This is a genomic window from Rhizobiaceae bacterium (assembly GCA_023953835.1).
Taxonomy (GTDB): domain Bacteria; phylum Pseudomonadota; class Alphaproteobacteria; order Rhizobiales; family Rhizobiaceae; genus Mesorhizobium_G.
In genome coordinates this window covers 448,347-469,547 of the sequence record JAMLJB010000002.1, presented here as the reverse complement: position 1 = coordinate 469,547, position 21,201 = coordinate 448,347, and the positions used below count along the sequence as shown (strand labels likewise).

Genomic DNA, 21,201 nt, shown 5'->3' with positions numbered 1-21,201 from the left:
AGACCTTTCTCGTAAACGTCCTTGTCCATCAATTTCTCCATCCGATATGGGTCGTGCTCCGGCCTCGCCGGCATTTGGCGGGCGCGGATCCTCAAATCATTCCGTTGGCAGGGACCACCGCGCTCAACGCGGCCTCCAGAAGCATGATCGCGTGCAGCTTTGCTGCCCTTCATGCGGGCGCTGGCGGATAGTTACCTCGCGTCCGTATTTGAAACAGATCGAATGGCGATGCAAATGCCCGTTCGCCAACTTGGCTATCTCGTTTGCGCATAGCCGGTCGCGCCGCAGTTCCCCGCAACCGGAAATGCCGACTCAAGATCATCACTATGTCTGCGAAGCATTGGCAACGGGCGGCATCGCTCCTAGTGTCCGCACGCTGGCGCGCAATGCCAGACGCACGGCCACCGGAGGACACGCATTCGCGGCAGGGGGCGTGCGTTAATTTCGCGGACTGTCTCGTTGATGATTTACGATTTCATTATTGTGGGTGGCGGCGCTGCGGGATGCGTGCTGGCAAACCGCCTGTCGGCCCGCAGCCAGAACAAGGTCCTTCTTCTCGAAGCCGGCGAAGACACGCCCGAGGGCAGGGTTCCCGCCGAAATTCTCAGTTCCTATCCCGGGCGCGCCTATCTCGGCCCCCGCTTCACCTGGGGCGACCTGAGGGTCACGACCGCGCGCATCTCGCACAACGATCCCGGCAGCTCAACGCCCCAACTGCGCAAATATGAGCAGGCCCGGGTGCTGGGCGGTGGGTCGTCGATCAATGGCCAGCTTGCGAACCGGGGCACGCCGGACGATTACGACGAGTGGGAGGCGCTGGGCGCAAGCGGCTGGGGCTGGAAGGATGTGCTGCCCTATTTCAGGAAGCTCGAGCGCGACATCGATTTCAACGGCCCGATGCATGGGACCGAAGGGCGCATGCCGGTCCGCCGCATCTTTCCCGACTCCTGGCCGGAGCACATCAAGGCGGTGCGCAAGGCGATCGAAGCGGCCGGCTTCGACTACAGGCTCGACCAGAACGCCGAATTTGGAGACGGCTTTTTTCCCGCGACGATCTCGAACCTCTACGACCATCGCGTTTCCTCGGCCATGGCCTATCTCGACTCGGGAACGAGGCAGCGCGAGAACCTGACGATTTCGACCGGCACGGTCGTCAACGGGCTGGTGATGGAAGAGGCCCGATGCGTCGGTGTGACCGCACTGACGCCGGAAGGTCAGCGCGAGTTTCGCGGACGCGAGGTCATCCTTTCCTCCGGCGCGATCTATTCTCCGACGCACCTTCTGAGGGCGGGAATAGGCCCCGCCGGCGAATTGAAAGAGCTTGGCATTCCGGTGATCGCCAATGTGCCCGGGGTCGGACAGCATCTCATGGACCATCCATGCGTCGCTGTCGCCGCTTTCATCCGTCCGCATGCGAGGCTGAACGGCATCACGCGCCGCCACATGCTCACCATGTGGCGGTACACGTCCGGGCAGACCGAGTGCCCGGCGGCGGACATGGCGGTGTTCCCGGTGTCCCGCACCGCGTGGCATGCGGTGGGCCGCCAGATCGGCTCGATGAATATCTGCGTCTACAAGACATTTTCCGACGAAGGACATGTGAAGCTCAGGACTGCGGACTGGCACGACCAACCGACGGTAAATTTCAATCTTCTTTCGGACAGCCGCGATTTGTGGCGCCTGATGGACGGGCTGCGCCGCGTTGCGCGCATCTATGCCTCGAAGGAGATGCAGGCGGTCGTCGCGGACCCGTTCCCGGCTGTGTACGGGGAGCGGGTGCGGCAGGTCGGCACGATCAATGCCAGGAACAAGATCCTGACGGGGATATTGGCGCGGCTCCTGGACGGGCCGGACTATCTTCGCCGCGGCCTCATCGAGAAGGTGGTGGCGGACAGTTTCACGCTGGACGGCATTCTGGCCGACGACGAGGAATGCGAGGCATTCGTGCGCAAATGCGCCATCGGCGTCTGGCATGCGTCGTGCAGTTGCCGCATGGGCGACAGCGCCGATCCCATGGCCGTCACGGACAATCAGGGACGCGTGCGAAACGTCGCGGGACTGCGCGTCGTCGATGCGTCCATATTCCCCGTGGTTCCGAGGGCAAACACAACCTTGCCGACGATCATGGTGGCCGAAAAGATCAGCGACGCCGTCGTGAACGGCAATTGAACGAAGCAGGGGGAGCGTGGCCTGAAATGTATGATCTGGATGGAATCAGGGTTTTTGACATTCATCACCATGTCGGCTCGCTGGGCGCCTATTTCGGCGACCGTTCGGAAAGCACCTCCTTTTCCGACGAGAGCATCGCGCAGGATTGCGAGGCCCGGCTGCGCTACATGGACAAGTTCGGCATTTCGCAGGCGCTGCTCATGCCGGCCAACGGCTATGCGCAGGCCGCCGGAATCGCCGACACGAAGAAGCACAACGATCATACGGCGAAATATCGCAAGCTGATGCCGGACCGCTTTCCCGTCGCCGCCGGCACCGTCAGCGCGCTCGATGGAGCGCAGGGGCTGGACGAGATCGACCGCTGCATCGACGAACTCGGGTTTCAGGCCATGGCCTGGCATCACCGCTTCCAGGGGTCGGTGCTCGACCATCCGATGATGGACGCCTTTCTGGAAAAGCTCCAGAGCAAGGGGGTTCCCGCGATCATCCATATCGTGACCGGCTCCACGCTGGAGGCGCCATGGCGTCTGGAACTGCTGGCGGAGCGCCACCGGGAGGTGACGATTATTGCGCTCGACGGCTTCTCCTGCCCCAACAATGCGCAGTGGATGTCGCTCATTGCGAGCAGGCATGAAAACATCATCTTCGATACCGGCGTGCTGACATCGGCAGGACATTCGCTTGAGAAATTCGTCAAGACCGCTGGTGCGCACCGCATGCTGCTCGGGACGGATTTTTATACGAAGCCGAAGCTTTTCAGCTTTCCGTTCCCGCTCGCCGAAGTCCTGCATTCGGATTTCACCCATGAGGAAAAGGAAGCGATCCTCGGCGGCAATGCCCGGCGCCTGTTCGGCGTGTCGTGAAGCGGCGCTTCGGCTTTTCGAGGATTTGAACGCAGCGAATTACAGGCTTGCCAGGGAGGTAACGTCCAATGGATAGCGTCAACCTTTACATAGACGGGCAATGGCGGCGGGGCCGGGGATCGGAAATCGCCGTCGTCAATCCAGCGACCGGCGAGCGGATCGATGGCGTTTTCGCGGCGACCGCTGAGGACGTCGACGACGCGCTGGCGTCGGTGGGGCGGGGCTTCGAAAGCTGGCGCGCGCTCGGGCCGCTCGAACGAAGCAACATGCTGCGCGCCGCCGCCGCGATCCTGCGGGCCGAAGCGGATGACATCGCCGCCGTCCTGACCGCCGAGGAGGGCAAGCCGCTGCGGGAGGCGAGGGGCGAGGTCATGGCCAGCGCGGAGGCGCTGGAGTGGACCGCCGAGGAGGGCCGCAGGCTCTACGGCCGAACGATCCCGGCAAGGGTTCCCGAGACAAGCCAGACGGTCACATATGAACCGATCGGCCCCGCGCTGGCGCTGACACCGTGGAATTTTCCGGTGTTCACGCCCGCCCGCAAACTTGCCGAAGCGCTCGCCGCCGGCTGTTCCGTGCTGTTGAAAGCAGCCGAGGAAACGCCGCGCAGCGCGGCGCGCGTCGTGGACGCGCTGCATCGCGCGGGCGTTCCTGCCGGTGCGATTGCGCTGGTCTATGGCGACCCGGCGGAAATCACCTCCCGCTGCATCGACTCTCCCGTGATCCGCAAGGTGACGTTCACTGGATCGACGCGCGTCGGACGCCTGATCTCGGAAGCCTGCGGCAGGCAGCTCAAGAAGGCGACGGTCGAACTGGGCGGCCATGCGCCTGTGCTCATCTTCGACGATGTCGAGCCGGAGGCCGTCGCCGCGCTTGCCGTGGCGGCGAAGTTCAGGAATGCGGGCCAGATCTGCAACTCTCCCAGCCGGTTCTACGTCCACGAGCGGATCTACGACCGTTTCGTCGACAGCGTTGCGGGCAAGGTCTCGAACCTTCGCATCGGTGATGGCGTTTCAGACAGCACCGAGATGGGGCCGCTGGCCAATGCGCGCCGCGTCGAGGCGATGGACCAGCTCATCGCGGATGCGGTGTCGCACGGCGCGCGTGTCGCCGCAGGCGGCAGGCGGCATGAGAACGAGGGCTTCTTCTACCAGCCAACCGTGCTGGCCGACGTGACGGATGACGCCGCGCTGATGACCACCGAACCGTTCGGCCCGGTGCTGCCGGTCAGCAGGTTCGGTTCCGCCGAGGAGGTGATCGCCCGGGCGAACCGGAACCCCTACGGTCTCGCGGGCTATGCGTTCACCTCGTCGCTGGCGACAGAACGGCGCGTATGCGACGCGTTGCAGGTCGGCGCGCTGGCGATCAATCATTTCGGCGTGGTGTCGCCCGAAGCACCCTTCGGCGGCGTGAAGGACAGCGGTCTCGGAAGCGAGGCCGGGATCGAGGGCATCCGCGGCTTCCTCGTGACGAAATACGTCACCAGCAGGAGCCGGGTGGCCTGAGCCCGGTTACCGGGTTATGCCGGTTCGAACTTCACCAGTGTGACGTCGTCGGTGACATCATCGAAATGGACCTTCACGGCCATGTCGACGCGGATATCCTCGTTCGGCACGGCGACGATGTTCGAATAGAGCTTCGGGCCTTCCTCGAGCTGGACGATCGCGACATTGTAGGGAACGTCGTTCGCGAATCCCGGAAAATAGGCCTTGTGGAACACGCCGTAGGACCAGACCTTGCCCCGCCCCGACGCCTTCGTCCATTCCAGCGCTTGTGCGCCGCAGGACATGCAGCGTCTTGTCGGGTCCGCGCTGCAGTGGCCGCAATTGCCGCATTTCAGAATACGCAGCTCGTGCGCCTTCGCGCCCTCCCAGTAGGGGGCGTCAAGCGCGTCGATCTTCGGCAGCGGTTTTGCATAATCGCTCATTGGGGTTCAGCTCCGTAGATGATCGATGTCACGATCGGGGCGGCCGAGAGGAACTGGATCAGCCCGGCGCCGGGCACCTGGCGCTGGTCGCACTCTCCCCGAATCTGCCGCACCGCCTCGACGTTCAGCGCCCATCCCTGCATGTAGCTTTCGGACAGGTGCCCGCCGCATGTGTTGGCGGGATAGCGGCCACCCAGCGCAAGATGGCCTTCCTGAACCCACGGACCGCTTTCCCCGTGCGGGCAGTAGCCGAAGCCTTCGAGGCTGAACAATACGGTCGGCGTGAAATTGTCGTATATCATCAAGGCGTTCATGTCTTCGCGCGTGGTGCCGGCCATGGCATGCGTCTGCTGCCCCACGGTTTCCATCTGCGCGAACCAATAGTCGTCCGGCGGCATGGTGGACTCCTTGAAGGCGGTCGCCTCGCCATATCCGCGAATATGGACCGGGGGCTTTGCAAGATCTTTCGCCCGCTCGGCGGATGTGATGATCATGACGACCGCGCCGTCATTGATGAGGCAATAGTCGAGAAGCCTGAGCGGGTCGCAGATGAAGCGGGACCCCAGATACTCGTCCATGTCGTAAGGCTGGCGCATGACAGCGCCGGGATTGAGGGAAGCATGCTTCCTGAACGTTATCGCGACCTCGCCGAGTTGCTCGGCGGTCGTGCCGTACTGGTGCATGTGGCGGCGGAACATCATGGCGTGCATCGCGCCGGGTGAGGTCATTCCGTAGGGGAACCAGCGGCCCGCGCCGCCGCTGCCGTAATTGTCGTTCTCGCCGCCATATATCTGCCCGGCGGTCCTGCCGACATTGCCGTAGACAAGAGCGATGGTCTCGGCCATGCCGGTTGCGATCGCCGTGGCCGCAAGGGGAATGGCCACGCCCGACATTCGACCCTGCGAAGGGTAAGTCGCGATCAGTTTCGGGTTCATTCCCGCCAGCTCGCAGAACCGCTGGTAGTCAGGCGCACGGTGAATGATGATGCCGTCGATTGCCGACTTGTCCAGCCCGCAATCGGCGAGAGCATCGTGGAAGGCGGACAGCGTCAGGTCGTAGACATCATTGCCCGGCGCTTTGCCGAATTTGCTGTTGGCCACGCCGACAACAGCCGCTTTCCTGTTGTTGGTGGAGATATTTCCGAGAACCATTTGCCTGCTCTCCCCATATTTCTGAACTGCATCAATCGCCGTAGCCGCCAACCGGCATGCCGCGCACGTCGGTCTCGACCGCGAACAGCCCGCCCTCCAGCGGCTCGTCCGTCAGGCCTTCCATCGACGTTTCCGTGGCGCTCGTCACATAAAGCGTCGAGAGCGTGGTCCCGCCGAAGCAGCAGCTCGTCGGATTCTTGATAGGTAGGCGGATGTCCTGCGCGAGCCGGCCGTCCGGGTCGAAGCGGGCGATGCGTCCGCCGCCAATCATGGCGCTCCACAGGAAACCCTCGGCGTCCATGGCGCAGCCGTCCGGGCGTCCGGCTCCTTCCTCATCCACGCGAGCGAATGTGCGCCGGTTGGCGGCGACGCCGGTGGCGAGGTCGAAATCATAGCGATGAATGGTCCGGGTGCGGGTGTCCGTGAAATACATGCTGGTGTAGTCCGGGCTCCAGGCCAGCCCGTTGCCGAGCGTGAAGGGCGCATCCACCTGCTCGACGTTGAGCGCCGCATCGATCCTGTAGAGCGCCGCCGCATCACTTTTCAACTGCCGGTCAAGCGTTCCGACCCAAAGCCGTCCCCGCGCATCGCATTTCGCGTCGTTGAAGCGCTGGTCGCCCATGTCGAAGTCGAGCGTGAGGAATTGCGGTTCCGCATCAGGGGTTTCGAGCACCGCAAGCGCGCTGCGAAACACCATAAGCAGCCCGCCCTTCCTGCGCGTGACGACGGCGCCGGGAATCTTCGGCAGCGCGCGCGAGCGATGCGCGCGCGTGCGCATATCCATCCAGTGCAGGCTTACCTCGCGAATGTCGATCCAATAGAGAAAAGGGCCGTCCTCGACCCAGAGCGGAGATTCGCCAAGCTTGTCGCGAGTATCGCCGATACGTTCTATGGAATACCGGAGCACTGGCCTTATCCGCGTATTGGGGGCATCCGGTAGGCCTATTGCCGACGACACCGCCACACAATGTCTGAACCGGCATTTTGCCTATGCCGAAAGCGGATAGCCGGAAAGGTCTCTTTCCGCAGGCGGCGGGGCGAATGCATCTCATTTTGAGATAATCCAGATCGCGCTCCACGCCTTTGTGGCGCTGTCAGTTGGGACTACGGTTAGGTAGCAGACCATGCCAAGTCTGAATTTCAAAGGGAGGAAAGTATGAAGTTCCGTGAAAGGTTCATCGCGGCTGCGCTGGGGCTGGCTGCCCTGCCGCTGAGTTATGCACCCGGTTACGCCGAGGACCTGACGGTCGGCGCGCTTTTCCCGCTGAGCGGGCCGGTCGCTGCGCAGGGCGAGGATTTTGCCTCCGGTTCGGATCTTGCCGTCGAGCACATCAATGCCGACAAGATCCTGTCCGGCAAATTGTCCATTCGCTACGAAGACAGCCAGGCAATGCCGCAGGTCGGCGTGGTGGGCATGACGAAGCTCGTCAATGTGGACCAGGTCAAATATGTGCTGACGGCATATACCGGCGTTTCAAAGGCGATCGCGCCTCTTTGCCAGCGCAACGAAGTCGTCTGCGCCAATGCGGGCGGCCTGTCGCCGGACCTCGCGAAGCTCGGCGAGTATTTCTGGAACGTCATTCCGCTGGTGGATCAGGAAACCAAATCCCTCACCTCCTATCTCGTCAACAAGCGCGACCTGAAGAAGATCGCCCTCATCTACATCGACGATCCGTCAGGCGTCGCAATCCGTGACCTTCTGACGACGCAGTTGAAAGAGGTGGGCGGCGAACTCGTCGCATCCTACTCCCTGCCTCCGGAAGCCCAGCAGTTTTCGGGCATCGCCGCGCAGGTGCGCTCCCTCAACCCCGACGCCATCTATCTTGCGACCTATGGCGACCAACAGTTGCAGGTGATCAAGCAGCTCCGCGACAATGGCGTGGACAAGCAGTTGCTCACCTATTCCGGGAACTCGTGGCCGGCAGCGTTGCAGTTGCCCGAGGCGCAGGGAATGATCATAACCTCTGAAAAAGTCGACTACACATCGGACGACCCGGTCACCAAGCGGTTCGTCGAGGACTACAGGAAGAAGTATTCGAGAGATCCCACGCTCGTCAGCACGAACTACTACAACGCGATCATGCTCTATGCCGCCTTGGCAAGCGCCCTCGAAAAGGAAGGCCTTGAGGTCAACGGCGCCAATCTGCTGAAGAAGCGTCTGGAGATCGGAACGTTCAAGCTGGCCGGCGTCACCGTGACGTTCCAGGAGAATGGAGGCGTGACGGTTCCGATCCGGATCAATGTCGTGAAGGATCAGGCGCTCTCCCCGATTGCCGACAGCGGTGCGGATTGATAGGACCGCCGAATGCTGCTGTTCCAACTCGTTATTAACGGGCTGCAGGTGGGTGCGGTCTACGCACTCACCGCCGCAGGCTTCTCATTGATATTCGGTGCGACACGGGTGTTTCATGTTGCCCATGGCGCGACATTCGTTCTCGCCGCATACATAATCTATTTCATGCAATTGCACGGCTTCGGCATCGGCCTTGGGATCGCCGTCGCCTGCGTGGTCGCGATCCTGTTCGGCGTCTGCATGGACGTGCTGGTGTACGGACCGATCCAGAGGCATGAGGGTTCGTTCTTCACGGTATTCGTCGCCTCGTTCGGCGTGGCCATCGCCGTGCAGAACTCGATCGCCATGATCTTCGGACGATCCTTCGTGACCATCGCGACGCCGCTCAGCCGCTCCGTCGAGATCATGGACGGCATATATGTCGCGCCCTTGACCTGGGTGGCCTTCGCATGCGCGGCCGTGATCTTCGCGATACTGGCCGGATTGAACCGGACACGCAGCGGAGCGGCCTTGCGCGCGCTTGCGGACAATCCTGAACTGGTTCGGGTTTTCGGGCTGAATCCTCGCCACATTTCCCACTATGCGTTCGCCCTCGGGTCACTGCTGGTGGTACCGGCCGCCGCGATTGCCGGAGCAACGTCCGGGCTGAGCCCGAACATTGGAAACCATGTGATGCTGATTTCGCTGGCCGCCACGATTGTCGGCGGCGTGGGGTCCATCGTGGGGGCGCTGCTGGCGGGCCTGCTTATCGGACTGGCCCAAAGCCTGGCGCTTCTCGCCTTCGATTCCGCCTGGACCGAGGCGACGACGTTCGCGGTCCTGTTCCTTTTCATCATCTTCCGGCCCTACGGTATTCTCGGCCAGAAGGTGAGCAGCCACTGATGTCCTGACATGACAGCCTACCTCATCAACCTTGCCGTATTGACGTGCATCTATTCCATATTGGCGGTGACCCTCAATTTCATCATCGGGTATGCCGGCATATTCTCGGTGGCGCATGCGGTTTTCTTCGCGATCGGCGCTTATACGGGCGCGCTCATCGCAATCCACTATTCGACCTCGATCTTCATACTGATACCGGCGGCGATGCTGGTGACGGGCGTCGTGTCGCTGGTGCTGGCCCTGCCGGCGCTGCGGGTTCGGGGCGAGTATTTCGTCGCCGCCGCGCTCGGCCTGCAGATGGTCGCCGTCACGGTTTTCTCGCAGTGGAAATCGGTCACAGGCGGCTTCGGCGGGCTGATCGGCATTCCGCCCGCGACGGTTTTCGGGTTCAGCGTCCAGAGTCCCGTTCAGGTGCTTGTGCTGGCCCTGGTCATCCTGTTGCTCGTGATGGCAGCGATCCGCCAACTGGTTAGGTCCAGCTTTGGCCGCAGTCTGATGGCCATACGTGACAGCGAGTCCGCCGCGGCGGCGGTGGGCAAGAACGTGCCGGCCATCAAGACCGCGGCTGTGGTCATTTCCGCCTCGCTGGCTTCGACGGCAGGTGTCGTCTATGCCGTCTATATCTCGTTCATCAATGTCGAGAGCTTCACGCTCGACATGTCGGTGCTCATCATGGCGATGGTGATCATCGGCGGCGCCGGGACCCTGATCGGGCCGATTGTCGGCGCTGCCGTGCTGATGGCCGTTCCGGCTGCGCTGACATATCTGCACTTCCTGCCTTCGACCGATGTCGGGTCCTTCCAGCAATTGCTGTACGGACTGGCGATGACGCTGCTGATGATCTTCCGTCCCGGCGGCATTGCGGGCAAGCACAAGAGGTCGGGCGAAAATGTCGACGGCTGAACCTGACAATGTGCTGCTGAGCATCCGCCATGCCGCCAAGGCTTTCGGCGGAGTGCATGCCATCGACGATGTGTCCCTCGACCTGAGGGCCGGCATCGTGACGACCCTCGTCGGCCCCAACGGCGCCGGCAAGACGACGCTGTTCAATCTCATCACGGGCCATCTGGTCCCCGACGGCGGCACCGTGCGGTGGCTCGACAAGGACCTGATCGGCGTTGCGCCGCACAACATTGCGAGGATGGGGATCGCGCGGACATTCCAGGACCTGCGGCTGTTCGATCATATGAGCGTGGAGGACAACCTCCTGACGGCGATCGAGCCCACCATCCTGCCCTTCGGCGCCGGAAGCCTGACCCGGGCCGAAAAGAAGGAACGCCTGAACAGGATCCTGGATCGCACAGGGCTGACGCAGAGGCGTTCCGCGCGGTCGATCGACTTGGCCTATGCCGAGCGAAAGTTCCTGTCGCTTGGGCGGGCCATGATCACCAACGCCAAGCTTTGGCTGCTGGACGAACCGGCTTCCGGGCTCGACCGCTCTTCCTACGACCGCTTCCTCGACATTCTGCGCGACGCGGTGAGCGCCGGCGTCACGATCTGCATCATCGAACACAATCTCGACATCGTCGTCGGCATCTCGGACCGGATAGCGTTCCTCGATCGGGGGCGTCTGCTGGCGGACGATGAACCGAAGAAGGTGCTGAGCAATCCCGAGCTGGCCGCGATCTATTTTGGGGATCGCAAGACATGAGCGCTAAAATTCTCTCGGCCCGGCAGGTCTGCGCCGGCTATGGCGGCCGCGAAGTGTTGACCGATGTCGACATCGACCTCATGGAGAACGAAGTTCTTTGCATGATCGGTCACAATGGCGCGGGAAAATCGACGCTGGTGAAGGCCCTTTTCGGTCTTCTCGACCTCAGCAAGGGACGTATCGAGGTCGATGGCGTGGACGGCGCGAGGCGGCCCGGCGACATGGTGCGCGCGGGGATCGCCATGGTGCCGGAAGGGCGCGGGATATTTCCGAGCCTGACGGTTCGCGAGACGATGATGATGTCCATGCGGGCAGCCGGCACGGCGAAAAGCGAGCACAAGGACCGGGTGGATTGGGTGCTGGAGGTGCTTCCTCCCCTCAAGACCTTCCTCGACCGGCGCGCCGGAACGCTTTCGGGCGGCCAGCAGCAGATGGTGTCCATCGGTCGCGCGCTCCTGAACAGGCCGCGCGTGCTTCTGATGGACGAGCCTTCGATCGGGCTTGCGCCCAAGCTCTTCCAGGACCTGCTGCAGCCGATCCGTGCGTTGCAGCTCGAGCGGAAGATGTCGATTCTGATCGTCGAGCAGAACGTACACGAGGCGCTGCGCATCAGCGACCGTGTGGTGGTGATGAAATCGGGGCGGATGATCTGGAACGGCCTGCCCGCGGAACTCGACAGCAACGCGAAACTGATGGAACTCTATTGATCTCGAACGACCGGCGGCGTTCGGGTCTTGCCGATGAAGTGCGGGTTCGACGACATCGGGTCACCGGCTCGCAATCGACAGAAAAGCCGTATAGAACCCCGGAAGCCGATTTGCCGGAACGCTTTCGTCGGACAGCTTGAACGGGCAATGCGATGCGGCCTTGATCAGGAGCCTGTTTTGTCGGGTCTATTCGTATGAACCTGCGGCAATTGCAGTACTTTATCGCCGTGGCGCGCAGCAGATCGTTTTCGCGCGGCGGCGGCAGTCTCGACGTGGCGCAGTCCGCCATGAGCCGACAGATCCAGACGCTGGAAGAGGAGTTGTCGACCACGCTTCTGATCCGGGACAGGCGTGGGCTGAAGCTGACCGAAGCCGGCGAACTCGTCCTTGAGCATGCAGAGATCATTCTGGAGCAGGTCCGCCTGTGCCGGGAAGACGTAAAGTCGAGGGCGAACGTTCCGCGCGGCGCATTGCGGATCGGCGTCGTGCCTTCGCTCGGCACCATGCTCATGCCGAAAGTGCTGGTTGCATTCAGGGACAGCTATCCCGATGTCAGCATCCACCTGCGATCCAATTTCAGCGGATTTCTGGTCGACTGGCTGAACGCCGATCTGATCGACCTTGCCGTCATGCACACGCCATGGCTGTCGACCAACTTCATTGCCGACCCAATCGTGGTCAGTAACCTCGCTGTCGCCCTTCCGCCGGAACGGGCGCGGCGCAGGCTCGACATCGAGATCAAGGATCGGTACGACATCGCCGACATCGCCAGATTGCCGCTGATCGTGCCGAGCCGCGACCATCCGCAGCGGCTGCTTCTGGAGCGCGAGGCGGATGCCAACAAGCTCGATCTCAACATCATCCTCGAAGTCGACGATCTGGCCATGGTCAAGATGCTGGTGCAGGACGGCATGGGCTGCACCGTCATAAACTACCACACGGTGCACAATGAGGTGGTCAACGGCCTGCTGCGCGTCGCGCCGCTCAAGAAGCCCGGCATCAAGACGGATTTTTCCATCGTGACCCGTGACGACAGGGCCGTCACCGCCGCAATGAAGGCAATGATTTCCAGCATCAAGAACGAGATGAAGAAACTGGCTCGCTCGGGCGAGCTTCCGGAAGAGTATTTCCGCCTGAAAGGCACGGAAAGCTGAGACGTGAAGCGAAGCCTTTGCCGGGCGAGTGAGTGTCGGATGAGCGAGACGGTGGCAAAACACGATCTGGACGAGCAGCATCTGCGCGGCTGGATCGGTCGCGAGCAGGTCGCCTTCGACATGGTCACCGCCGATCTGGCACACAAATTCGCCATGACGTTCGACCGCAGCCAGGACGTCGCGCACGGCGCGGCTGTCATGCGGCTCCTGCATTTCTGCCTTGCCCAACCGGCGGCCCCGACCTCCACGCTCGGTGAGGACGGTCATCCGGCGCGGGGCGATTTCCTGCCGCCGGTTTCCCTGCCGCGTCGCATGTGGGCCGGCGGAAAGCTGTCATTTGCCGGCGAACTGCACATTGGCGACACCGTGCGGCGCACCTCTCGCATCGCCGATGTCACCATGAAGCAAGGCCGCAGCGGTCGGCTGTGCTTCGTTGCCGTCGATCATGTGATCGAGGTCGACGGCAGGGAGTTGATTTCCGAGCGGCAGGACCTCGTATATCGCGCCATCACGTGGTCCGCCGTGGCCAAGGCCCACGACCCGGCCCCGCGCGGCGCGCATGTCCGAAGCGTCGATCTGTCGACGCCGCTCCTTTTTCGTTATTCGGCGCTCACGTTCAACGGTCATCGTATCCATTACGACCAGCCCTACGCGACACAGGTGGAGTGCTATCCCGGCCTCGTGGTCCACGGCCCCCTGCAGGCGACATTGCTGGTGGATTTCGCGACCGCCATCCATGGCCGTCCGCCGAGCCGCTTTTCCTACCGGGGCCTGACTCCGCTCTTCGCGGGGGAGCCTGCCCAACTCCATGCCCGCGAAAACGACGGCAGGCTCGAACTGTGGACCGCCCGCACCGGGGGTCCGGTGGCGATGTCGGCCGAGGCTGAATGGGACCCGTAAATCGATAATTTCATCGCGTCGCTTCGATGACGATCAAACAGTCCACCCGGCGAGCGGGGAGCCGACGGCCGAACGCTATTGGTCGGCCAGCCGGTGCAGCATCTCCTTCGCGCTCATGCCGACCATTGCGCCAAGGCGCGCGGCCTGTGCGTTGACCCGTGAGATAACGCCCGTCTCATAGGTCGATGACGCGTCTCCGATGCGCGCCGACATATGCGAGACGGTGAAGGCGGCGATGGCGCGCGCTTCCAGTACAGGAAGCCGCCCCGCGCCCGCGTCGTCGAGACCGAACCCGGCATCGTTGAAAACGCCGACAAAGGCGTCCGTCCGCAAGGCTGCGGCAGGATCGCGGCCAACGAGGCCGCCATGCGAGCCGGTCACGACCAGTTGCCCCGCATCGCTCTCATGCACCAGCGAGGCCGAGTCCAGCAGTACGATGCGGCGCTTGCCTTGAAACGGAGCTTCGCGTCGTGCTTCCTGCTGCGCGGATGCAGGCCGGCGCAGGTCGAGCGATGCCGCCCGCAGCAAATCCGCCGCCTCCGCGCAAGCCATGCCTTCGCTGACGCCGAACCTGCCGGCGAGGTCGTTCATCGCGCTGACCACGCCGGTTTCCAGCATGCTTTGCGTGTCGCCGATCCTGCAACTGAGATGGGAAAGCGCAGCTCCCGCCATATTGTGGCGCTGGAGATAGTCGAGCGATGCGATGCCCGCCCGCTCCAGCCCGATGCCCGCATCGTTGAAGATCACCGCGCGCAGGCCCGCCGCGACGGCGAGGTAGCCTGAATAGAGGCCGCCATGGGAGCCGCAAACCACAACGCGTCCCGCTGCGAGCGGATCGATCTTGGTCACGGTGTCCGCACGACTTATGCCTTGATCGGCGGGGTTTGCGGACGCCGGATCGCGTTTCAGCAGGGTGTCGCCGGTGCTGCGGTCCCGGTTCATAGGACGGGAAGCTGGCTGCGGATTTCGGCGGCGGTGGCAAGCCTGCCGCCTGCGGCTTCGATGGCGGCGACGGCGTCGCGGGTCCATGCGAGGTTGGGACGATCCGTGCCCAGGGGCGCGTCCTCCAGCCCGACGCGCAGATGGCCGCCCCTCTCGACGGCGTATCCCACCACGGAGCGGACATCGACGCCAAGGCCGGACACCATCCACGGCGCCTTGCCCGCCTCGTCCTCCAGCAGCCTCAGATAGCTGTCGATGGCATAGGGCGCGGGCGGATAGCCGAACGTGTACTGGTCGGAAAACATGAACCTGTAGATGGCCTGCCTTGCGCCGGGATAGCGGCGGGCAAGGGCTGCGCCCAGCCTTATGAAGCCCGGCTCATAGATCGCGTAGCTCGGCGCGAAGGCATATTTCTGCGCAAGCGCAAGGCCGTGGCGCAGATGCGTCTCGGGATTGGGATAGACGAAACCGAGCTGATCCTTTTCGATGTCGGAATAGAGCGCGAAATTGCAGGAGCCGGGGTCCACGACCGACCATTCGAGCAGGCCCCGGCGGGACAATTCCTCGACCGCGGCGAAACGCTCCTGCGGCGTGCAGATTTGGGGGAGGTCGACCGAGCCGACAAAGGGCAGCGTCGGGTAGACGATGACGTCCACCTGCTCGCGAATGCCCTCGATGATGCGCGCATAGATGTCGGGATCGTCCTTCTGTCGGCCCTTGACCGGGTCGTAGGCGTGGACGTGGATGATGGCTGCGCCTTCGCGCGCGCAGGCCACGCCCTCGGCAATGATCTCCTCCGGCGTGACCGGAATCAAAGGCTGCGTGTCGCGTCCCCACGGACCGTTGACCGCGACTTCAAGCCAGGTCCCATTCCCCATTGCTTCTCCTCCGGATGTGAGCTGACCGTCAGCCGGTGTGTAGTCCAGACCGCGACCCAGTTCAAGAGAAATCTCACGATGTGAAATTTAGTCTCAAAAATCTCTTGATTCATTTCGCGCCTTCGGGCATTTTTCAAAAAATGCTCACGAGACGCTAAGGGAGGAGTTCCGTGAATAAACTGCTGCTATCTGCCGTTGCCATGCTTGGCATGGTGTTATCATCGGGCGCTCAGGCCCAGGACCAGCCGCTGCGCATCGGCGTCTTGACCGACCAGTCCTCCTTCGCATCCGATCTTTCGGGCAAGGGGTCGGTCGTCGCCGCCCAGCTTGCGGTCGAGGATTTCGGCGGCAAGGTGCTGGGCCGCACCATCGAGGTGCTCGACGCCGACAATCAGGCGAAGCCGGATATTTCCTCGACCATCGCGACGCGCTGGTACGACAATGAAGGCGTCGACGCCATTGTCGACGTGCCGCCCTCGTCAGCCGCGCTGGCCGTGCAGGCCGTTGCGCGCGATCGCGGCAAGATCGTCATGTTCTCGGCTGCGGGCGCGGGCGACCTGATCGGCAAGCAATGTTCGCCGACCGGCTTCCAGTGGACCTTCGGCGCGCTGCCGATGGCGAAGTCCGTGACCTCCGCCGTGCTGGCGTCCGGCGGCAAGTCCTGGTTCTACCTCACCTCCGACTATGCCTTCGGGCACAATCTCGAAGCCAGCTCCAGCAAGCTGGTCGAGGAAGCGGGCGGCAAGGTGCTGGGCGCGGTGCGCCACCCCATCGACCAGAGCGACATGACGTCGTTCCTGTTGCAGGCGCAGAGTTCGGGCGCCGATGTGATCGGCCTCGCCAATTCGAACCAGCCGTCCATCGCCTCGGTCCAGCAGGCGGCGGAATTCGGCATCACCAAGGGCAAGCAGCGGCTCGTCGCAATGGCGCTGCTCATCACCGACGTGCGCTCGATCGGCATTGAAAAGGCGCAGGGTCTGCTTCTGGCCGAATCCTTCTATTGGGACATGAACGACGAGACGCGGGCATTCTCCAAGCGGTTCGCGGAGCGCCGCGATGGGCGCATGCCGACCATGACGCAGGCCGGCGTCTACAGCGCCGTGGCACACTATCTGAAGGCCGTTGCCGCAGCAGGCGTCACCGACGGGCCGACCGTCGCCGACAAGATGCGCGAGCTTCCGGTCAAGGATTTCATGACGGACAACGCCCGCATCCGCAAGGACGGCTGGGTCAACCGTGACTTCTACCTTTTCCAGGTGAAGAAGCCCGAGGAATCGACCGGCCCGTGGGACCTCTACAATCTTGTCCAGAAGATCCCCGGCGACGACGCCGCCCCGCCCATGGAAGGCTCCGGTTGCCCGCTGGTTGAATAGCGGTCTGCGCGAGGCTACTGGTAGTTCAGGACGGTTTGGTCACGCCGGAGCGCTTCGCCTGGAAGCGCTCCGGGACCATATGCCGGGAGGTAGACGATATGGTTCCGGCGGACAGGCCGATCGCGCTGATGGCGCGAGGACTGACCAAGGAGTTCAAGGGTTTCTTTGCGGTCAAGGACCTGGACATTTCGGTCCGCGAGGGTTCCGTGCATGCCTTGATCGGCCCGAACGGGGCGGGCAAGACCACGGTCTTCAACCTGCTCACGAAATTCCTGATGCCGACGCGCGGCTCGATCAGCTTTTTCGGCACGGACATCACCGGGCTTCCGGCGGCGGATGTCGCGCTGCGCGGGCTGGTGCGCTCCTTCCAGATTTCGGCGATCTTCCCGAACTTCACGGTGCTGGAAAACGTGCGGGTCGCGCTGCAGCGCAACCACGGGCTCGGCACGCAGTTCTGGCGGCCGCAGAAGGTGCTGCGCGCGCTCGACGAGGAAGCCTGCGAGCTGATCGGCTCGGTCGGCATGCTGGCGATGCGCGACGTGCTGGCGGGCGAGCTTCCCTATGGCCGCAAGCGCGCGCTGGAGCTTGCCACCACGCTTGCGCTGAAGCCGAAGGTGCTGCTCCTCGACGAGCCGATGGCGGGCATCGCGCATGAGGACATCGGACCCATCGCGGAGGTCATCAGGCGCGCCTCGCGGGGCCGCACCGTGGTCATGGTCGAGCACAATCTGTCCGTGGTGCAGGACCTGTGCGACTTCGTCACCGTCCTCGAACGGGGCCGCACGCTCGCGGAAGGAACCTATGCCGAAGTGAGCGCCGATCCGCGCGTGCTCGAAGCCTATATCGGGGCCGAGGATGACTGAGGCGGCGCTGGAACTGAAGGCCCTGCGCGCTTGGTATGGCGAAAGCCAGGTGCTGCACGGCGTGGACATGACCGTCCCGAGCGGCCAGACGGTCACGCTTCTGGGACGCAATGGCGTCGGCAAGTCGACCACGTTGAAATCCATCATGGGCGTGATCGAAAAGCGCGACGGCGACGTGCTGCTCAAGGGCCGCTCCATCCTGCACCTGCCGCTGCATCAGGTCGCGCGGCTGGGGCTCGGCTATGTGCCGGAGGAACGCGGCATCTTTGCCAGCCTGAACGTGATGGAGAACCTGACATTGCCGCCCCAGATCGGGCAGGCCGCCTATACGACGGAGGAACTGCTGGAGCTTTTCCCCAATCTCAGGGAGCGCGCCGGCAGCCAGGGCACCAAGCTTTCGGGCGGCGAGCAGCAGATGCTGGCAATCGCGCGCATCCTCAGGACCGGCGCCGACATATTGCTTCTCGACGAACCGGCGGAAGGGCTTGCCCCGGTCATCGTGCAGCGCATCGCGCAGGTGATCCTCGGCCTCAAGCAGAAGGGCATGACCATCCTTCTCGTGGAGCAGAATTTCCGCTTCGCCCGGAAAGTCGCCGACCATTTCTACCTGATGGAGGATGGCCGCATCATCGACAGTTTCCCGGCGGACCAGCTTTCCAGCCGTTCCGAAGCGGTCAACCGGGCAATGGGTTTGTGAGGTGAGGCGGTGACGGAACTGTTCAACATTCCGATACAGGCATTCTACGTGCAGATCCTGATCGGGCTTATCAACGGGTCGTTCTACGCCGTGCTGAGCCTCGGGCTGGCGGTGATCTTCGGCATGCTGAACGTCATCAATTTCGCGCATGGCGCGATGTACATGCTGGGCGCGATCTTCAGCTGGATGATGCTGACCTATCTGGGGATCGGCTACTGGCCGGCCCTTGTGCTCGCTCCTCTGCTCGTCGCCGGCCTTGCCGTGCTGATGGAGAAGTTCCTGCTGTCCCGGCTCTATGCGCTCGACCATCTCTACGGGCTGTTGCTGACCTTTGGCGTCGCGATGATCGTCGAAGGCGGCTTCCGGCACTGGCTCGGAACCTCCGGGCAACCCTATCCGATGCCGTCGGCCTTCGAGGGGGTGGCGGATATCGGCTTCATGATGCTGCCGCTCTATCGCGGCTGGGTGATCGTCTTTTCCGCCGTGCTGTGCCTCGCCACATGGTACCTGATCGAGCGCACGAGGATCGGCTCCTATCTGCGCGCCGCGACCGAGAACCCGACGCTGGTGCAGGCTTTCGGCGTGAACGTGCCGCTGTTGATGACCGCGACCTATGCCTTCGGCGCGGCGCTGGCGGCGATGGCCGGCGTGCTCGCGGCGCCCATCTACCAGATCGGCCCGCTGATGGGGCAGAACCTGATCGTCGTGGTCTTTGCGGTCGTGGTGATCGGCGGCATGGGGTCGATCATGGGAGCCATCGTCACGGGCTATGCGCTCGGCGTGATCGAGGGGTTGACCAAGGTGTTCTACCCCGAAGCCTCCAGCACGGTGATCTTCGTCATCATGGTGCTGGTCCTGCTGACCCGGCCCGCCGGCCTTTTCGGGAGAGCCTGACGATGACCCCGCAGCCTCTCTCGCTTTCCCGGTCCGATACGGACAGTGACGGCGTTCGCGCGCCGCTTGTCGCCACTGTTGCGGCGATCGTGCTGCTCACGGTCGCTTATATGCTGGTCTATCCCGTATTCGTCATGAACATGCTGTGCTTCGGCCTGTTCGCGGCGGCCTTCAACCTTCTGTTCGGCTATGCCGGACTGATGTCCTTCGGGCATGCCGCCTTCTTCGGCGGGGCGGCCTATATCACCGCCTACACCGCGAAATACTGGGGGCTGACGCCGGAGCTTGCGATCCTGCTCGGCGTGCTGTTCGCGGCGGCGTTCGGCGTCGTCGTCGGATACCTGGCCATCCGGCGGCAGGGTATCTACTTCGCCATGATCACGCTCGCCATCGCGCAGATGTTCTATTTCTTCTGCGTGCAGGCGCCGTTCACCGGCGGTGAGGACGGCATACAGGCCGTGCCGAGGGGCCGCCTGCTCGGCCTCGTGCCGCTCGACGATCCGCGCTTCATGTATGCCTTCGTCTGCGCCGTCTTCCTGCTCGGCTCGCTGGCCGTCTGGCGCATCGTCAACTCGCCCTTCGGCGTGGTCATGCGGGCGATCCGCGAGAACGAGCCGCGCGCGATTTCGCTCGGCTACCGGGTCGAGCGCTACAAGCTTGCGGCATTCGTGATGTCGGCGGCGCTGGCCGGGCTGGCGGGCAGCACGCGCGCCATCGTCTTCCAGCTCGCCTCGCTGACCGATGTCGGGTGGCAGGCGTCCGGCCATGTCGTGCTGATGACGCTGGTCGGCGGCGTCGGCACCATACTCGGGCCGATTGTCGGCGCGGGCGTGGTGGTGAGCCTTGAGAACTATCTCGCGACATCCGGCCTGCCGATCCATGTCGTGCTCGGCTTCGTGTTCGTCTTCTGCGTGATGTTCTTCCGGCGCGGCATCGTGGGCGAGGCGGAGGCGCTGCTTAGCCGCCTTCGCCGCAGAAGGAGCTGAGCGGCGCTCAGGCGTCGGGCGCGCAGATGCGCTCGACGCTCTTCTTCACCTCGCCGAGGTCGAAGATCCGGTCCATCCATCCGTCGCGGAAAATCACCGGCTGTGCTTCGTCGATGGCCTGCAATGCCCCGTCGGAGAAGCGCGCGCCGGGCAGTTCGCCGAACAGGATGGCCAGTTCCACGCGGATATGGCCGTAGATGAGGTCTATCGCCGCCTGCCGGGGCACGCCCATACCGATTGCGTGTTCGGTGGCGTCGCGGATGGCGGTGCACAGCGTGGCGGTGGTGGACTCCGACAAGGCAGGCTCCAGAATGGCCATCTGCTCCACTGTGCAGCGGTGCGAGCGGCCAACCGGCGCGAACATCGCCCGCGCCACCGCCTCGCATCTGGCGTAGTCGGCCTCGGGACCCTGCATCAGCGCGCAGACGATGTGCTGCATGGCGATGCCGCCGATGAAGTCGCGCAACGCCGGCTGCGTGGTCTCCTCGATGAAGAGGGGCGGGTGGCAGGGATGGGTGACGAAATAGGTGATGTCGTCGCGGCGCGGCATGACGCCCGCATAGGGCGCGGCGGCGTCCAGCACGATGACGCAGGTTCCGGGCCGCAGGTCGCCCACGAAACCGGAGAGCACGCGCGAAATCAATGAATCCGGCACCGCCATGATCACGATGTCAGCATCCGCGAGGGCGTCCGCCTGCGGCACGGCATCGACGCCGAGTTCGCTCTTCAGCCAGGCGCGGCCCGTTTCGCTGATCTCCACATGGCTCACCGAAAACGGCGATTGCGACAGACTGCGCGACAGCCGCGCGCCCATCTTTCCTCCGGCACCCAGCAATGCGAGCTTGGTCATCTTGATCCTCCCGGTCAGAGCGTT

General features: G+C 63.4%; 21 protein-coding genes. 15 read left to right on the top strand and 6 right to left on the bottom strand.

Annotated features, from left to right (window positions below; all coding sequences use genetic code 11):
- The first annotated feature begins 465 nt into the window (after window positions 1-465).
- The 3 genes from M9924_20030 to M9924_20020 all read left to right on the top strand — a co-directional run bounded on the left by M9924_20030 (window position 466) and on the right by M9924_20020 (window position 4,534).
- A complete protein-coding gene (locus M9924_20030; GenBank protein MCO5066677.1) occupies window positions 466-2,169 on the top strand; it encodes a GMC family oxidoreductase N-terminal domain-containing protein in 1,704 nt (567 codons plus the stop codon).
- A gap of 26 nt (window positions 2,170-2,195) precedes the next feature.
- On the top strand, window positions 2,196-3,032 hold the full coding sequence (locus M9924_20025) for an amidohydrolase family protein (protein MCO5066676.1): 837 nt from the start codon (window positions 2,196-2,198) through the stop codon (window positions 3,030-3,032).
- Between the two features lie 68 nt (window positions 3,033-3,100).
- Window positions 3,101-4,534 (top strand): NAD-dependent succinate-semialdehyde dehydrogenase, encoded by a 1,434-nt coding sequence (locus tag M9924_20020; protein MCO5066675.1) that lies wholly within the window; start codon window positions 3,101-3,103, stop codon window positions 4,532-4,534.
- 14 nt (window positions 4,535-4,548) lie between these two features.
- On the opposite strand, the gene M9924_20015 is transcribed toward M9924_20020, so the two are convergent.
- From M9924_20015 to M9924_20005, 3 genes are read right to left on the bottom strand one after another with little or no spacing between them, the layout of a single operon-like run.
- On the bottom strand, window positions 4,549-4,956 hold the full coding sequence (locus tag M9924_20015; protein MCO5066674.1) for an OB-fold domain-containing protein: 408 nt from the start codon (window positions 4,954-4,956) through the stop codon (window positions 4,549-4,551).
- Complete coding sequence (locus M9924_20010; GenBank protein MCO5066673.1) at window positions 4,953-6,107, bottom strand: thiolase family protein; 1,155 nt, start codon at window positions 6,105-6,107, stop codon at window positions 4,953-4,955. Before M9924_20010 ends, M9924_20015 begins: the two co-directional genes overlap by 4 nt.
- A 31-nt stretch (window positions 6,108-6,138) precedes the next feature.
- On the bottom strand, window positions 6,139-7,014 hold the full coding sequence (locus M9924_20005) for an SMP-30/gluconolactonase/LRE family protein (GenBank protein ID MCO5066672.1): 876 nt from the start codon (window positions 7,012-7,014) through the stop codon (window positions 6,139-6,141).
- Window positions 7,015-7,263: 249 nt separating this feature from the next.
- Between M9924_20005 and M9924_20000 the strand changes: the two genes are divergently transcribed.
- The 7 genes from M9924_20000 to M9924_19970 all read left to right on the top strand — a co-directional run bounded on the left by M9924_20000 (window position 7,264) and on the right by M9924_19970 (window position 13,694).
- The gene (locus M9924_20000) at window positions 7,264-8,400 is read left to right on the top strand and encodes an ABC transporter substrate-binding protein (protein MCO5066671.1); all 1,137 of its coding nucleotides are present in this window, start codon (window positions 7,264-7,266) and stop codon (window positions 8,398-8,400) included.
- Between the two features lie 12 nt (window positions 8,401-8,412).
- Window positions 8,413-9,282 carry a branched-chain amino acid ABC transporter permease gene (locus M9924_19995; protein MCO5066670.1) on the top strand — a complete coding sequence of 290 codons (870 nt, stop codon included), beginning with the start codon at window positions 8,413-8,415 and terminating at the stop codon, window positions 9,280-9,282.
- 9 nt (window positions 9,283-9,291) lie between these two features.
- The gene (locus tag M9924_19990) at window positions 9,292-10,185 is read left to right on the top strand and encodes a branched-chain amino acid ABC transporter permease (protein ID MCO5066669.1); all 894 of its coding nucleotides are present in this window, start codon (window positions 9,292-9,294) and stop codon (window positions 10,183-10,185) included.
- Complete coding sequence (locus M9924_19985; GenBank protein MCO5066668.1) at window positions 10,172-10,933, top strand: ATP-binding cassette domain-containing protein; 762 nt, start codon at window positions 10,172-10,174, stop codon at window positions 10,931-10,933. Before M9924_19990 ends, M9924_19985 begins: the two co-directional genes overlap by 14 nt.
- Window positions 10,930-11,640 carry an ABC transporter ATP-binding protein gene (locus tag M9924_19980; protein ID MCO5066667.1) on the top strand — a complete coding sequence of 237 codons (711 nt, stop codon included), beginning with the start codon at window positions 10,930-10,932 and terminating at the stop codon, window positions 11,638-11,640. The genes M9924_19985 and M9924_19980 overlap by 4 nt, the downstream gene beginning before the upstream one ends.
- 194 nt (window positions 11,641-11,834) lie before the next feature.
- Entirely contained in the window at window positions 11,835-12,794 is a 960-nt protein-coding gene (locus M9924_19975) for a LysR family transcriptional regulator (protein MCO5066666.1), read from the top strand.
- Between the two features lie 39 nt (window positions 12,795-12,833).
- Window positions 12,834-13,694, top strand: a complete 861-nt coding sequence (locus M9924_19970; GenBank protein ID MCO5066665.1) for a MaoC family dehydratase N-terminal domain-containing protein — start codon at window positions 12,834-12,836, stop codon at window positions 13,692-13,694.
- 75 nt (window positions 13,695-13,769) lie between these two features.
- On the opposite strand, the gene M9924_19965 is transcribed toward M9924_19970, so the two are convergent.
- Window positions 13,770-14,636 carry a hypothetical protein gene (locus M9924_19965; protein ID MCO5066664.1) on the bottom strand — a complete coding sequence of 289 codons (867 nt, stop codon included), beginning with the start codon at window positions 14,634-14,636 and terminating at the stop codon, window positions 13,770-13,772.
- Complete coding sequence (locus M9924_19960) at window positions 14,633-15,514, bottom strand: 3-keto-5-aminohexanoate cleavage protein (protein MCO5066663.1); 882 nt, start codon at window positions 15,512-15,514, stop codon at window positions 14,633-14,635. The genes M9924_19965 and M9924_19960 overlap by 4 nt, the downstream gene beginning before the upstream one ends.
- Window positions 15,515-15,684: 170 nt before the next feature.
- On the opposite strand from M9924_19960, the gene M9924_19955 reads away from it, so the two are divergent.
- The 5 genes from M9924_19955 (at window position 15,685) to M9924_19935 (ending at window position 20,327) form a co-directional block, all read left to right on the top strand.
- Window positions 15,685-16,887: an ABC transporter substrate-binding protein gene (locus M9924_19955; protein ID MCO5066662.1), complete on the top strand. Its 1,203-nt coding sequence runs from the start codon at window positions 15,685-15,687 to the stop codon at window positions 16,885-16,887.
- A 98-nt stretch (window positions 16,888-16,985) separates the two neighbouring features.
- On the top strand, window positions 16,986-17,750 hold the full coding sequence (locus tag M9924_19950; GenBank protein MCO5066661.1) for an ABC transporter ATP-binding protein: 765 nt from the start codon (window positions 16,986-16,988) through the stop codon (window positions 17,748-17,750).
- On the top strand, window positions 17,743-18,447 hold the full coding sequence (locus tag M9924_19945) for an ABC transporter ATP-binding protein (protein ID MCO5066660.1): 705 nt from the start codon (window positions 17,743-17,745) through the stop codon (window positions 18,445-18,447). The genes M9924_19950 and M9924_19945 overlap by 8 nt, the downstream gene beginning before the upstream one ends.
- Before the next feature lie 9 nt (window positions 18,448-18,456).
- A complete protein-coding gene (locus M9924_19940) occupies window positions 18,457-19,341 on the top strand; it encodes a branched-chain amino acid ABC transporter permease (GenBank protein MCO5066659.1) in 885 nt (294 codons plus the stop codon).
- A gap of 2 nt (window positions 19,342-19,343) precedes the next feature.
- Window positions 19,344-20,327 (top strand): branched-chain amino acid ABC transporter permease, encoded by a 984-nt coding sequence (locus tag M9924_19935; protein MCO5066658.1) that lies wholly within the window; start codon window positions 19,344-19,346, stop codon window positions 20,325-20,327.
- Between the two features lie 7 nt (window positions 20,328-20,334).
- Here M9924_19935 and M9924_19930 read toward each other — a convergent pair whose 3' ends face one another.
- Window positions 20,335-21,177: an NAD(P)-binding domain-containing protein gene (locus tag M9924_19930; GenBank protein ID MCO5066657.1), complete on the bottom strand. Its 843-nt coding sequence runs from the start codon at window positions 21,175-21,177 to the stop codon at window positions 20,335-20,337.
- Window positions 21,178-21,201: the final 24 nt, after the last annotated feature.